The 13,752-nt window shown below is 64.3% G+C and carries 16 protein-coding genes; 8 read left to right on the top strand and 8 right to left on the bottom strand.

Annotation, left to right across the window (positions count from 1 at the left end):
• Window positions 1-9 precede the first annotated feature (9 nt).
• Both LL236_RS13290 and LL236_RS13285 read left to right on the top strand, forming a co-directional pair.
• Window positions 10-678 carry a DUF305 domain-containing protein gene (locus LL236_RS13290; RefSeq protein WP_228179306.1) on the top strand — a complete coding sequence of 223 codons (669 nt, stop codon included), beginning with the start codon at window positions 10-12 and terminating at the stop codon, window positions 676-678.
• A 65-nt stretch (window positions 679-743) separates the two neighbouring features.
• Window positions 744-1,583: a F510_1955 family glycosylhydrolase gene (locus LL236_RS13285; RefSeq protein ID WP_228179305.1), complete on the top strand. Its 840-nt coding sequence runs from the start codon at window positions 744-746 to the stop codon at window positions 1,581-1,583.
• 126 nt (window positions 1,584-1,709) lie between these two features.
• Here the strand turns inward: LL236_RS13285 and LL236_RS13280 are convergent, their stop codons facing one another.
• The 5 genes from LL236_RS13280 to LL236_RS13260 form a co-directional block, all read right to left on the bottom strand.
• Window positions 1,710-3,041 carry a serine hydrolase gene (locus LL236_RS13280; RefSeq protein ID WP_228179304.1) on the bottom strand — a complete coding sequence of 444 codons (1,332 nt, stop codon included), beginning with the start codon at window positions 3,039-3,041 and terminating at the stop codon, window positions 1,710-1,712.
• Between the two features lie 53 nt (window positions 3,042-3,094).
• Window positions 3,095-3,247, bottom strand: a complete 153-nt coding sequence (locus LL236_RS15060; protein ID WP_228179303.1) for a hypothetical protein — start codon at window positions 3,245-3,247, stop codon at window positions 3,095-3,097.
• A gap of 202 nt (window positions 3,248-3,449) precedes the next feature.
• Window positions 3,450-3,632, bottom strand: a complete 183-nt coding sequence (locus LL236_RS13270; protein WP_133177950.1) for a hypothetical protein — start codon at window positions 3,630-3,632, stop codon at window positions 3,450-3,452.
• Window positions 3,629-4,834: a CPBP family glutamic-type intramembrane protease gene (locus LL236_RS13265; RefSeq protein ID WP_228179302.1), complete on the bottom strand. Its 1,206-nt coding sequence runs from the start codon at window positions 4,832-4,834 to the stop codon at window positions 3,629-3,631. The genes LL236_RS13270 and LL236_RS13265 overlap by 4 nt, the downstream gene beginning before the upstream one ends.
• Before the next feature lie 8 nt (window positions 4,835-4,842).
• A complete protein-coding gene (locus tag LL236_RS13260; protein WP_195692604.1) occupies window positions 4,843-5,310 on the bottom strand; it encodes a DUF6326 family protein in 468 nt (155 codons plus the stop codon).
• A gap of 86 nt (window positions 5,311-5,396) precedes the next feature.
• Between LL236_RS13260 and LL236_RS13255 the strand changes: the two genes are divergently transcribed.
• The 5 genes from LL236_RS13255 (at window position 5,397) to LL236_RS13235 (ending at window position 9,740) form a co-directional block, all read left to right on the top strand.
• Window positions 5,397-6,053, top strand: coding sequence for a TetR/AcrR family transcriptional regulator C-terminal domain-containing protein (locus LL236_RS13255; protein WP_195692603.1), 657 nt, complete (start codon window positions 5,397-5,399; stop codon window positions 6,051-6,053).
• 362 nt (window positions 6,054-6,415) lie between these two features.
• The gene (locus tag LL236_RS13250; RefSeq protein ID WP_228179301.1) at window positions 6,416-7,618 is read left to right on the top strand and encodes an acyl-CoA dehydrogenase family protein; all 1,203 of its coding nucleotides are present in this window, start codon (window positions 6,416-6,418) and stop codon (window positions 7,616-7,618) included.
• Window positions 7,619-7,650: 32 nt separating this feature from the next.
• Window positions 7,651-8,226: a flavin reductase family protein gene (locus LL236_RS13245; protein WP_228179300.1), complete on the top strand. Its 576-nt coding sequence runs from the start codon at window positions 7,651-7,653 to the stop codon at window positions 8,224-8,226.
• A gap of 55 nt (window positions 8,227-8,281) precedes the next feature.
• On the top strand, window positions 8,282-8,668 hold the full coding sequence (locus tag LL236_RS13240) for a RidA family protein (protein ID WP_195692601.1): 387 nt from the start codon (window positions 8,282-8,284) through the stop codon (window positions 8,666-8,668).
• Window positions 8,669-8,810: 142 nt separating this feature from the next.
• Window positions 8,811-9,740 carry an alpha/beta hydrolase gene (locus tag LL236_RS13235; protein WP_228179299.1) on the top strand — a complete coding sequence of 310 codons (930 nt, stop codon included), beginning with the start codon at window positions 8,811-8,813 and terminating at the stop codon, window positions 9,738-9,740.
• 232 nt (window positions 9,741-9,972) lie between these two features.
• Here the strand turns inward: LL236_RS13235 and LL236_RS15055 are convergent, their stop codons facing one another.
• Window positions 9,973-10,803 (bottom strand): helix-turn-helix transcriptional regulator, encoded by an 831-nt coding sequence (locus tag LL236_RS15055; protein WP_195692599.1) that lies wholly within the window; start codon window positions 10,801-10,803, stop codon window positions 9,973-9,975.
• Between the two features lie 108 nt (window positions 10,804-10,911).
• Between LL236_RS15055 and LL236_RS13225 the strand changes: the two genes are divergently transcribed.
• Window positions 10,912-11,604 carry an AMP-binding protein gene (locus LL236_RS13225; RefSeq protein WP_228179298.1) on the top strand — a complete coding sequence of 231 codons (693 nt, stop codon included), beginning with the start codon at window positions 10,912-10,914 and terminating at the stop codon, window positions 11,602-11,604.
• On the opposite strand, the gene LL236_RS13220 is transcribed toward LL236_RS13225, so the two are convergent.
• Complete coding sequence (locus LL236_RS13220; RefSeq protein WP_228179297.1) at window positions 11,601-11,768, bottom strand: hypothetical protein; 168 nt, start codon at window positions 11,766-11,768, stop codon at window positions 11,601-11,603. The two genes, LL236_RS13225 and LL236_RS13220, sit on opposite strands and share 4 nt — an antisense overlap.
• A 2-nt stretch (window positions 11,769-11,770) precedes the next feature.
• Complete coding sequence (locus LL236_RS15050; protein WP_228179296.1) at window positions 11,771-13,741, bottom strand: Mu transposase C-terminal domain-containing protein; 1,971 nt, start codon at window positions 13,739-13,741, stop codon at window positions 11,771-11,773.
• Window positions 13,742-13,752: the final 11 nt, after the last annotated feature.

Raw genomic sequence — 13,752 nt, 5'->3', positions numbered from 1 at the left:
GGTCGCGAAATGAGTCATGCCCGTACACGGGCCAACTTCACGCTCGATTGGAAGGACAGGTTTGTCATGAAGAAGTCTCGTTTGGTCGCGCTGTCGGCGGCGCCGCTTGCATCGGTGTTGTTGTTTGCGGGGTGCGCCGGTGCCGGATCGGGTTCGATGCCGAGCATGGAACACGGCGAGGGGATGCCTCCCTCTGCGTCATCGTCTCTGGTGGAGGCGGAGTTCAATGCCTCCGACTCGATGTTCGCGATGATGATGATTCCGCATCACCAGCAGGCGGTGGAGATGAGCGACATGGTGCTGGCGAAATCCGGCGTCGATCAGCGGGTACGGGAGCTTGCGCAGCAGATCAAAGACGCGCAGGCCCCGGAGATCGAGCTGATGCAGTCGTGGCTCGAAGATTGGGGGATGCCGCATTCGGGTGGCATGGACGGCATGGACATGGGTGACGGCATGATGTCCGACGACGACATGGCGGCGCTGGAGGCTGCTGAGGGCGCGGAGGCTGCCCGGCTGTTCCTGGAACAGATGATCACTCACCACGAGGGCGCGATCGAGATGGCGCAGGCCGAAATGTCTCAAGGTCGACACCCGGACGTGATTGCTCTCGCGCAGACGATCGCCGATGCACAGACGGCCGAGATCGCCCTGATGCGGGCTCTGCTGACGCAGCTCTAGAGACTCGCGGGGGTGTCATCGGGCCTGCGCCGGTGGCGCCCCTGCCACGACTGAAAGGGACGCATATGCCAATTCACCTGCGTGCGGCCGCGGCCGCCATTGTTCTGGCCGAGCTGATCATGCTGGCCGGGTGCGCGTCGGCGGAACCACCGTCGACGGGCACCTCTCATGCCGCGATGGCATCCCATGTACACGCCATCGTTCCTGATCCCGAGGGCGACGGGTTTCTTCTCGGCACTCACGAAGGCATCCTCGCGGTGAGCGCGGAAGGAGAACTGCTCTCGCGGGTTGGCTCCTACGGTTTCGATGCGATGGGACTCACTGTCGTGGGCGAGGATTTGATCGCGTCAGGGCACCCCGGGGCAGACACCCCACCCGAACTCGGCGATCACAATCTCGGCATTATCCGTAGCGCAGACGCCGGGGTGAGCTGGGAACCGGCGGCGTTTACCGGCGAGAAGGACTTCCACGCTCTCGCTGCCGGCAGCGATGGCACCGTGTACGGGCTGGCCACCGATGCCATCGACGTATTGGCCAGTAAGGACGGAGGTGACTCGTGGGCTCCGACGGGTGGCCAGCTGATGGCGGTCGGTCTTGTGGTCACCAGTGGCGGAAACGTCGTCGCCGCAACACCAGACGGGCTGCGGGTCAGCACCGATGGGGCGCGGTCGTTCGAGCCATGGCCAGGCGCGCCCATGCTCTACGCGTTATCTGTGTCACCGAACGGTGAGCTCATCGCCGGGGTGGATGCGGATGAGAAGATCTGGGTCCATGTGTCCGGGGCGAGTGCGTGGAAGGAGGTGGGCATCGTGCACGGAACCGCTCAAGCGACCGCGATCACCGATACCGGGAGCATTCTTGTCGCGGACGACAGTGGTCTCACCCTGCTTCCGCCTGCACCCTGACCCCGATCGATCGGCAACGGCCTTCGTGGATGTTGCAACGCAGAGCGCGCGAGCGCGAGACGGATGCCGCGGGCACGGCTCACCAGAGCACGGTGATACCAGCTGCTGCAGCGAGTCCCGCGATCGCTAGCGGCCACCACAGCCATGCTCGTCGGGGCCCGGGATCGAGGAGCCTGTGGCGTACGCGAGGACCACGTCCTCGACGGGAGCGACGCTGTTCGACAGGATGAGGAAGCCTGTTCCTGCGGCGAGGTCGAGGGTCAGGAACGTGCGGAAGCCTCCCGTGGCGCCGTTGTGCCAGGTCTGGGCGCCGGTTCCGTCGAAGGACGGTGAGGTGAGCCAGCCCCACCCGATCTCGGTGTCAGTACCCATTGGCGCAGTGGGCTGGAGTGCTGCCGCGCCTGGAGCTGTCCCGTCGAGGTTCGCTTGCGCCCAGATCGCCAGGTCGGATGCTGTGGTGAAGGTCGCTGATCCGGCGGGGAGGTACCCCTCTCCCCACCAGCGCGGGGCGCGCGTGCCGTTGAGAAGGTACCCGGGGACAGCATCCTCGGGTACCTGGTCGGCGGTCGCTGCGACGACGGTGTGGTCCATGCCGAGCGGTTCCGTGAGGCGTTCCCGGAGGAGCGTCGCGTAGTCGTCGACCCCTGCCGCTTCGACGAGTGCGGTGCCGATCAGGGCGACGGCGAAGTTCGAGTAGACCGTGCCCTGGTCGGGGTCGACGGGTGCGACGGCGGCGTCCGCGATCAGTTGTTCTGTGCTCGTCGAGGCGTAGGGGTTCTCGTTCAAGAGCAGGCTCTCGAGCGTGCTCGCGACGGCGGTTTCGCCCAGGCCCGGAAGACCCGAGGAGTGCTGCGACAAGGATGCGAGCGTCACCGCACCTGCGGGTGTTCCCGTCAGCGCGTCGAGGTATTGCGAGAGCGGGTCATCGGGGGAAACTTCGCCGCGCTCGATCGCGTCCGCGAACAGCGCGCCCGTGAAGGTCTTGGTAATCGATCCGAGCTCAAAGACCGTGTCTGGGCCGGGAGCGCCGGAATGTGCGGGATCCGCGTCGCCGATGCCCGCGAAGACAGGTCCGCTCGGACCGATCTCTGCGACAGACAGGGAGCGGAAGCCATCAAAGCTGCCGGGGAGGGACTGGATGCTGTCAGCGAGGCGTTCGTTCCCCGTCTGTGATGTGCTCACGGTCTGATGGTGTCCTCGACGAGGCGAGACGAGCCAACCGGCGCTGACGAGCTGGCGCAGGTGGTGATACAGCTGACCAGTGGAGGCGAACTGGTCGAGCTCGAGAAGCTCGGCTGTCGTCTGTGTGCCGGTGAGGATGCGGCGCACCAGTTCCAGACGAACAGGATGCCCGAGGGCCTCGACCGGACGCGCGAACTCGCTCCAATCCCTGTCGAGAAGGTCCTCGGCACGTAAGCCGTACTGCCAGCGGATCGGGCCGGCCGGCACCTCCACCACGCCAGCAGGTCTTAACCGCCCGTGTCGGTAACGCGGTGGGATGACACTGGATGTCACGCGTAACGGGCATGCGTTGAGAGCATCGAGCCGCCCTTGTCGTGACACTTTCCCGAGACGCCTTGCTCGAACTCGAGTCGGGCGTAGAGCGACCCGCGTCCGACGCGCTTTATAGACCTGGCTTTGAGTGGTTCGTCGACGACGGTCACTTCGATCCGCTCTTTGCCCGCGGGCGATGTGAAGGAATCCGGGGAGAGCGAAGACGCCGCGGAGGGCGCCGTGGGCCGAGGAAGGCGCCGCAGACGACGTCAACGCCGGGGATGCGGCCGAAGACGAGGAGGAGAATGCCGCGGAGGCGGATGTCGAGGCAGCGGCCGCGGCCGCGGATGTTGTCTCGCGAGGGGCCCGACGTCAGGTTGTCTCGTTGGTCATTGCCGCGTCGATTCGCTGAATGAAGTCGTTCGCCCACTCTGCCGCAAGTGATGCCATCGGGATCGCCGCAGCGGCCCAGATCCCCAGCACCTGCCGCACCGTGTACTGGAGATCGGAGTTGCTCGCAGTGGGTGGAGGAGTTGTTTCAGCGTAAGTAGTCACAGTGCCACCGCTTCCTCGTCGTTCACAACCTCGGCGCTGCCCGCGACGACCTGCCAGCGGCCCCCGACGATCGCCCACGAACGGCGATAGGTCATCGTCGCCTCCGCGAAGCGCCCGCGGTCGACAACGTGAACGCGTGATCTCGACACTGTGCTTCCCTTCCCTTTCTGCTGGTCCGTCGTTCGGTGCGTCTCGTCGATCTGCAGAAACCTCAGTGCTCCGGACGCGTGTGCGTGCAGATCGGCTGCGCGATCGACCACCGAACCGTCGGGCAGGCGGAAACGCAGATCCTCGGCAAGCAAAGCGCGCAGGGCGTCGACATCGCTCGTGCGCAGCGCTTCCAGCAGCGCATCCTCGGTTTCGTCGAGGCTGCGCCCGGTGACGTCTCGCGCGGGTGCGATAAGGAGGCGCCTTCGAAGAGCGAGCATCCCCGCCGCCGCGCCCACCCACGCCGCCCAGCCGAGAGCCTTATACACCCAGAACGCTGGATCGGGAAGTTGCGTCGCGGGTGTGACGAAGGCGGTCGACGCGAAGACGAGGACGGAATTGACCAGTGCATGGCCCCATGCAGCCGGCCACGCGCTCCCGGAAAGCTCGCGCCCGGCGCCGAGGACGAGTGAGGCCACCAAGAGGTCGACCGTCGTTCCGAGCACGGTTCGCCAGGACAGGTCCCCCTGAGCGCCGTATGCGACGAGCAGTGGGAGATGCCAGGCCGTCCAGACGGCACCGACAGCGAGGGCGGTCCACCAGAACCCACGATTCCCTCGGACGCGGGTCCAGAGGAATCCCCGCCAGCCGAACTCCTCACCTGTTGCGGAGAGGAAGGCGAGCAGCGCCACGGGGAGAACAAGCAAAGCGGTTTCGCCGAGGGCGGGATCGGGTGACCACGAGACGACGCCCACGGCGACGCCCACAACGATCTGCGCCGCGGCGACAACGAGGATGGCGGCCGTGGTGAGCCCGATGACAATCCAGGTGCGTGCCCCGCCGAAGGGTGAGGCGCGCCACAAGCTTCGTAGGGCTCGGCTGCCGCGCACGGGTCTGACCGCAAGAATGACCGCAAGTGCGGGAATCCACTGCGCAAGAGGCGTGGCAACCCCCAGGTAGTCGGCATCGACGCCGAGCAGCGCCGGGAGGCACAGCAGCAGGACAGCGCTGAAGGTGATGGTGAGGAACGTGCGCGCTTGTCGTGAGCGGGTCACTCGCGGGCTCACCCTCGCGCGTCCCGGGAGGTTCGGGCTGCCGCGAGGTCTCGCGCCGCGACCAGTGGAGTGTCCTTCCATCGGACCGCGACGGCGATGACCCCTGCGAGGAGTGCGAGCTCGATGCCGCTGGCAACGAGGTAGTAGCTCCACTCGCCGATCGCAGCGCCGATGATCGTGAGGGCGAACACTGCCGCGACCACGATTTGCATCAACCGATTGACCGTGCGCGGGATCAGTACCGACGCGGCGATCATCAGTGAGGGCACTGCGACGTACAGAACGATGCCCAACATGAAGGCTTCGTTGATGGTGAATACGAAAGCGCGTCCTGCCTCGATCTGCTCTCGGAGGTCAGCGCGGTAGAACGCGAAGATGTCGACGAACGCGACGAGGAACATGACGCTCGTCCAGAGCGCGGCGAGCCGGACTCTCGGGTCGAGCGGCCGGAACGGGGAAGAAGGATCGACGATCATGCGGGCTCCCAGCGATAAAACTTACACATGTAAGACTTGCCGCCCGATCCTACTCTTACGACCGTAAGTTACGCAAAGATGTCACAGTGAGCCGACGAGGGACCCTGACAAGGGAACGCGTGATCGCCGCGGCGGCTGCCGTCGCCGACCGGTCCGGTCTCGCTGGTGTCTCGATGCGCAGCGTGGGCGGCGAGCTCGGAGTCGAGGGCATGTCGCTCTATCACCACGTATCGAGCAAAGACGCTCTCCTCGACGCGCTCGCCGAATGGGCCATCGCCAAGATCGATCTTCCTCCGCCAGATGCGCCATGGCGAGAGGCAATGGAAACGCGCGCTCGATCCGCCCGCGCCGTATTCGTCGCACACCCGTGGTCGATCGCGATGATCGAATCACGGCCTGCGCCGAGCGCGGCCCTGCTGACTCATCACGACAGGGTCCTCGGATGGCTCTTCGCCGCCGGCTTCACCGCTCCACTGGCGACGCTCGCTTTTTCAACCGTGGACGCCTTCGTTTACGGCTTTGCGCTCAGTGAGACCAATCTCCCGTTCCAGCCCAACCCGGGCGCAGAAGCTGACTTCGCGGCAACCGTCTCACCCGACCCGGGCGCCTACCCGAACCTCTCACGGTCGCTGACCGAACTGCTGAGCAGCGGCGACTACACCTATCCGAGCGAATTCGACAACGGCCTCACCCTCATCCTCGACGCCATCCAGGCTCAGCTCGACGCCACCCGAGTCGCATAGGACCGCCGGAGAGGGGCCGTCAGGGATCGTTTCAGTTGTGGGCACGGCGTGGGCACGGAATTCGTCTCGCCTCGGTCACCCACTCGACTGCCGCGTCGCGCCCGTTCACATGCAGTGTTCTGTTTGCGCGATCCTCACGCGCCTGATTGGACCGGCGCACCGTGTCCGGCCTTCCGACGACATCATGTCTGGCCATCTCGCCTCCGAGGGTGTCCCTCGCGCATTCGCCGAGCGGACGCACCTGATCAGCGGCCCACCCCTGAATGGGGGTGATGACGTCGCTGCACTCCCTCGATGATGAGCGAGCAGGCAATGAGTTGGAGATTGTCAGCGACCAGTGTCGACCACGAAGGAGTCACTTGATGTCAGACGCAGGTATTCGGCCCGAAGTTGCCGCTGTTATCGACCGCATTGATGACATGCGTGCGGCGCTTGCGGCTGGAGGTAGGGCCGGCGAGGACTTGCGGCGGATCCCCGACGAGATGTTCTCTGCCGTCGCGAAGACCGGCGCATTCAGCGTTTCCGCCCCGACCAAGTTCGGCGGTCTTGCGGCAAACACGCGGGAGTGCAACGCCGTGGCGCGGGCGATCGGACGGGGCGACGGCGGCACGGCATGGGTTTGCGGAATCTTGGACTCGGGCGCCTGGGTTCTGAGCCTCATGAGCGAGCAGGCGCAGCAGGATGTCTGGGGCGGGGAGGGCGGTGTGGATTCCTTCATATCGATCGTTCTCGCGACGACATCCGACACGGAGCAGGTGCCCGGCGGGCTCAAAGTCACCGGCCGATGGGCGTACGGGACCGGGAGCCGTCACGCAGGTTGGTCGCTGCTCGGCATCCCTCTGAAGAATGACGCGGGGGAAGTGGTCGATGCTGGCCTCGCGCTGATCCCGACCACTGACCTGACGTTGGAGGACAACTGGTTCGTCGCTGGGATGAAGTCAACCGGCAGCGTCATCCAAGTAGCCGAGAACGTCTTCGTCCCAGACCATCGCATCTTGCCGCTCACTGCCGCCGTCGACGGCCAACACCTTGGCGACAATCCCGAACAGACCTACCAGACGGTGTTCGTTCCGTCGCTGTTCATGAAGCTGGTTGGACCCCACCTTGGGATGGGCCGCGCGGCACTCGATTTTGTGATCGCGAAGGCGGACACGAAGGCCATCGCCTACACCGGCTATGAGAAGCAATCAGACTCCGCCTCCTTCCAGGTACAGATCGCGAAGGCCGCGCTCCAGTTGGACGCAGCCGAACGGGTGGCGGAGGAGGTGGCGGATCAGATCTACGATGCCGCCGAGCGAGGCTACTATGCGCCGTATGCCGAGCGGATCGAGATGCGCGCGAAGGCCGGGTGGGTGGTCGAGACCATCACCACCATGATCCACGAACTGATGACCGCGCACGGGTCTGCGGGCTTCGCTGAAGCGTCCGTTCTCCAGCGCATATGGCGGGATCAGGCAACGGCGAGTCGCCATGGACACACCCTCGGGATGAGTGGGTACGAAGCATACGGAAAGGTGCTGTGCGGACGCGAAGAGGAAGCACGATTCGTGCTTCCGATCGTCTAATCGGCGCGCGGACCCAGCGAGAAGGACAATCGATGTCCCGAGAACGAGCCGATCAGAACATCTCCGCGGAGGAGTTCACCTACGCCTTTCGCCACCACCCCGCCGGGGTTGCAATTGTCACCGCCGACGCAGGTGACGGACCGGTAGCGATGACCGTCAGTTCGGTAGCCTCCGTCTCGATCGATCCGCCAACGCTGGTCTTCTCCGCCTCGGCGCGCTCGTCGAGCACCCCCACCATCGCGCGCGCCGAGACCCTGATCGTGCACATGCTGGCGTCGGACCAGGTTCAGCTTGCCAAACTGGGCGCTCGCAGCGGAGCTGAGCGCTTTGGTGAAGACATCGAATGGGACAGGCTCCCATCGGGGGAACCATACTACCCGCGAGCCAACTCGTGGATACGGGGACGAGTCGCGGACCGGTTCGAAGTGAGGGACGCCACGCTCGTCGTCGTAGAAGCCATCGGGGCAAGTCCACGTAGGGCGGACGGACCGTGCCAGGAGCCGAACCCGCTCGTGTACCACAACCGAAAATGGTTCGTGCTCGACAGAAAGTCGATGCTGCCCGAATCGCTGGTTCCGTTCTACGTCGTATATGGCCGTGGAGACTAGGCGATCCGCGCTACCCAAGATCGAGCCCATTCGACCGCATCCAAAGGAGAAATGAATGGCGAACGGAAGAATTGCGCATACGAGAGCGCCCGTCGTACCTGGCATCTCGGACAGTGTCCGAGTAACCGCAGGTGACCTTCTCTTCATCTCCGGCCAGGTCGGATTCGAAGCGGACGGTTCGGTCCCCAGCGATTTCGTTCGCGCCATCGAGCTCACCTATGCAGAACTCGAGCGCGCACTCGCGGCAGGCGGAGCGACCTACGAAGACCTCGTTCGCGTGAACGTCTACATCACACAGCTCGATCAAGACAAGCTCGCCATGTGGCGCCGGACTCGAAACGCAATTGTGCAAGTGGCCGAGCCCTCAGCGAGCACCGTCATCGGTGTGCACTCGTTGTACAACGGAGCAACAATCGAGATCGACGCGATCGCGGCGGTCTAGCCATAGGTGCGCACTGCCGAATCTCACCCAACAGCAAACTCACCCGCCGCCGGGGTATCCGGCGAACACAAGCCCTGCTATTCAGGGGAAAACCTGCTAGCGTCGGTTGCCGACTCGCGCAAATGAAAATGAAGGAGACACAATGACAGTGCACCCTGATGCCAGAAGGTTCCTCGACATCGTCGCAGGCTCACCGCCGGCGGACACTCAGACAGTTGAACAGAACCGCGCCGCCCTCAGCAACGCGCTCCCACTCACAGGTGCGACAACGGAACTTCCATATGTCGAGGACACGACGATTGCCGGCGTTCCCGTGCGGCTGTACAGCGCTACCCCTGTGGAGCATGACGCGCCAGCCGTGATCTACTTCCATGGCGGAGGCTTTGTTCTCGGCGATCTCGAAATCGCAGATACGACCGCACGCGACCTGGCGAAGTACTCAGGTGCCCTCGTAGTCAGCGTTGACTACCGAAGGGCGCCGGAGGCGCCATTCCCCGCCGCGATTCAGGATGCTCTCGCGGTAACTGAGGCCGTGCTTCGTGGAGACTCTGCGCTGCCGATAGACGTCTCGCGCGTCGCCGTCGCGGGAGACAGCGCCGGCGGCACTCTCGCAGCAGTCACTGCGCAGCAGCTTCGAGGGCACCAACCCGCGCTCGTGCACCAGGCGCTGATCTACCCCACGACCGAGCTATCGACTGACCTCACCGGAAGCTTCGAGGAGTTCGCGGAAGGTTACTTCCTCACGGCCCGCGATAGCGAGTACTGCTACTCGACATACGCAGGCGAAAACCGGCGCGATGTGTTGGCGTCGCCGGGCTTGAACCCAGATCTGAGCAACCTCCCCGACGCGACAGTGATCACAGGGGGGTATGACCCGTTGCGGGACCAGGGCGAGGCCTACGCACAGGCAATGGCGGAGGCAGGCAACACGGTAACTTCAGTCCGATTCAACGGGTTGGTTCACGGCTTCTTCTACATGGCGGGAGTCATCGATGGCGGCAACAGCGCGCGCCGATTCGTCGGTGTGCAGCTTCAGGCCGCGCTCATGGCCTCCCTCGTGAAGACGGGATGAACAAGCCGCGGGTCGGTGGCAATGTCGGAGTTCGAAAGGCGCTACCGCGCAAGCCGCAGGGAGCCGATCAGCACGACGGTGCGAGCACGCCCTGATCGCGCCAGGATGAAGGAGCGAACCCCCAGCGTCGGCGATCGCTGGGGGTTCGCTCTTGTTGCACCGGGCCGGCGTGGGCCGGGCCAGCAGGTGGTCCAGTCCCTCCGCCGTGGCGAGATGCACCGAAGTAGTCCGCTTAGGGGAGTTCGCCGATTGCCCGGGCGAGCGCGACGGCTTGCGTGCGATTGTGCGCGGACAGTCTGTGCATGATCGACCGCAGATAGCTCTTGACCGTCTCTGCCTCGATTCCGAGGCGGTCCGCGATCTCCTTGTTCGTGTAGCCCACCGCAACGAGGGAGAGCACGTCGATCTCACGGGGAGACAACACGCGTGAGCGATGGACTGCCTGCCCGCCTGACAGACCGTGCGAGATTCGCGCGAGGCGAACGCGTAGATCGCGGTCATCGGTTTCGCGGGCAAGAGCACGCAGTTCCGCATAAGCGGCGCTGACCGCCGCCCGGTCGGGATCGGCCGGTGAGGAACGCGCCGCTTCCGTGATCGTCGCAGCCTCAAGAGTGCGTAGTTGCCGGGCGACCTCGTCGGCGACGGCGATATCGAACTCGACCCTGCGAGCGATCTCGCGCACTCCACGCAAGACGGACGAGCCCAGTTCCGCTGGCACACGGAGTGCCCCGTACAGCATTGCCCGCACCGTTCCGTTGACGACAACGGGCACTACGACGATGGATCGCAAGCGCTCAGCAGCGACGGCGTGGTCGTACTCGTGGGTGATGCTGGGTTCCGATAGGTAGTCGGCGACGGCCGCGATCTTCGCCCCGCGCAGCGCTTTGCCTCCAAGTCCGTGCCCGGCACGAATCACGAGCCCGTTGAGCGCGCGACTCGCGTTTCCCACAGACTCGTTGATCACCATCCGTGTGCCGTTCGCGGAGACCTCGCCCCCGAAGGCGATAGGCAATCCGGTCTCGCGCCGCATCGACGCGAGGGATGACGATAGGACGGATTCCACTCTGAATACTCCCGTTCTCTACTGCGGTCAACTGTCACAGTTTTGAGATCGGTAATCCACCCCTGTATGGGGGTGATGAGGTCGCGAGAGTCCGTCGATGATGTGCGAATGAGCAATGAAGCACTCATCTCTTACGCGTCCGGCACCGGCACCTCACCTTTGCTCGGGCAGACGATCGGGGTACTCCTCGACCAGATTGCACAGGAATTCCCTGAGCGAGAAGCGCTTGTCGAGACCTTCAGTGGGAGGCGTTGGACGTTCGCAGAGTTGCTCCACGATGTCGAGGCGCTGGCTGCCAACCTGATCAAGGCTGGAATCGCAAGAGGCGATCGGGTCGGCGTATGGTCGCCCAATTCCGCAGAGTGGGTTCTCGTCCAGTACGCAACCGCGAAAATCGGCGCCATTCTCGTCAACGTCAACCCGGCGTATCGCACGACAGAGCTGGACTACGTCATCAAGCAATCAACCATGCGGCTGATGATCAGCGCGACCAACTTCCGCGACACCGACTACGCCGCCATGCTCGCCGAGATCAACTACCACGACGTCGTATTCGTTGGATCACCCGGCTGGACGCGACTCCTCCAACCCGGCACCACCGAGGACGTCGGCCGGCTGAGCGACCGGGCCGCGGAACTCACGTTCGACCAGCCGATCAATATCCAGTACACATCGGGAACGACCGGTTTCCCCAAAGGTGCGACACTCTCACACCACAACATTCTCAACAACGGGTACTCCGTTGGAGAAGGTCTGCACTACACGGAGTACGATCGCCTCTGCCTCCCGGTGCCGCTCTAGTCGTCCCGGGCCTGATCGTACGCAGCCCGCCCTCTCGTCGGCAGGGTGGAGTACTCGGCGAACGACAGCGGGGGAGGCGGGGGCGGAAGAGCGGTGAACGCCTCACGCAGTCCGAGCAGGGTGGTCTTGCGCGCGTGGTGTAGCACCAGAGGTTGGACGATCACCTTCAGAACTCCTTCACCGTGACGATGTCGTACTCCGGCGAGTCCCAGTCGATGTCACCGACATCGGCAGGGTCGGTCCATCCGTCCAGGTCGATCGGCTCCGGGTCCGTCGCGCCGGAATCGGACATATAGGGCGCCGTTGCGCCGGTGGCCCTGTCGCGAAGGTTGCGATTGCGGGCGCGCTTGTCGCTGCGCTCCCGCCTCTCCATGACATCCAGGAGCTCCGTCCTCTTCGGGGTCTCGCCTGGGTCACCGGAGCCGAATCGTTCGACCAGCTTGACTGCAGCCTCGGCGACCATCCACGCCGCCTTGTCGTCGAGCGCGGTGTCCCAGCACTCGATCCACTCGTCGGTCTCTGGGTGGCGCACCCACACGGCGTTGGAGTTGTAAGGGTCGTAACTGATGTCGAACTTCCGCGCCCGGGTTGAGCCGGTGGCCGCACCTGTCAACGAGCGGTCGCGCAGTTCGGCCAGCAACGGCGAGTCGTAGGTCCGGTTGTTGAACTCGATGCCTTCGCTGCTGATCACGCGGGGTTTTGTAGGCAGGAGGGCGAAGAAGTCCTCCGCGCGGAACGGCAACTGCACGCCCGGGCCGACCTCGAACAGTACTGCGTACATCTGGTTGGGAGTCCACTCCCGCCCCGGGAACAGCGGCGACTTCAACCCGCCGTGATGTGTGTTCAAGTAGACCGTCGTGATCCATGTCTCGAACGCAAGCCGCACCGAGTCAAGCGTCAGCGTCGGGTTATCCCGCTTACCCCTGTTCGCGACCGAACTGCCAGTCGCGCCGGCCAGCCAGGTCGCAAAGCTGGTCGATGTGGTTCCGAAGTTGCGCTCGACATGCGGCTTCACCGTAGCGGCGTTCGGGGGCGCCAGCACCAGGGTGATGCCGAACGCGCGACACGCAGCCTCAAACGTCGCAGAGCGAAAGTCGGCGCCTCCGTCGATCGTGATCGCGTGAGGGAAGATCCAGGGCACAGCCAACGAGTCGTCGTCGAGGTACGGATTCACTCTCTTCATCAGCTCAATGGGAAGAGTTGCGGATCCGGAAAGCACCGCGGCAGCGGACCCTGGAATCGCACGGCGCCCCACGATGGCACGAGCCAGCAGAAGTGAGTGATCGAATCCGTTCGGCGAGTTAGCGTGGATCGCCCATGCGAGAGGCACTCGACTCGCGACATCGAAAAGCACGGTCGCAGTGGGGCGGTAGGTGTTGCCCCTGTCATCCCACACCTGCACATCCAGCAGCGTCGAGTCGATCTCGCACACCGCTCCGAGTCGGAAGGCGCTGCCGGAGAAGTGTTGGCGATCCGGACTGTTCGCGGCCGTGCGCCGAGTGGTGGCCTTATCGAAGCTGTACCGACCCGCGTCTCGCTCATTGATGTAACCCTGCAGCGTGGTGTCAGTGATATCGCAGACCGGGTCGCCCGGGTACATGCTCTCCAGCATCCGACGCACCAGCAACGCGCAGTGGCGTCGAGTAGTAGTCGGCATATCCCTGCGATCGTCCAGCGCACGGTCGATGACGGCGACCAGTCGCGGATCTGCCCTCGCGATCACAAGTCTTCGCTTGCCCCGTCTGTGCATCCGGGCGTCCAGCCCCGCCACACCGTGCGATTGATAGACCTTCCAGAAGTTGAACAGCGCCTTCCGCGAGCGGGCCAATGACGTGCCGGCCGTCTCCGCGATCTTCGACGCAATCCGCTGCTCCTGTGTCGTAATGGCAGGGTCATACTGCGGGCGCGGCCCGGTTGCAGTCGGGGCCATCGGGATACCCCGAAATGCTTCCAGCAAGTGCCTCTCCATGTCGAGTACGTCACTTGGCCAATCGCCGCCAGCGATCCGCAGCGGAAGATCCACATCACGCTTCGAGCTGCCCGCATGAGCAAGTAACTCGGGAACCGAGATGACCATCCAGTCGTCGGCGGTTCCCTCGCGGCGCAACTTGGGGCCTTGACCCTCGATCGTGGACACGGTGTCGTTTC

The sequence above is a fragment of the Microbacterium schleiferi genome (assembly GCF_020781975.1).
GTDB lineage: Bacteria > Actinomycetota > Actinomycetes > Actinomycetales > Microbacteriaceae > Microbacterium.
This window is presented reverse-complemented; position numbering and strand designations above follow the sequence as displayed.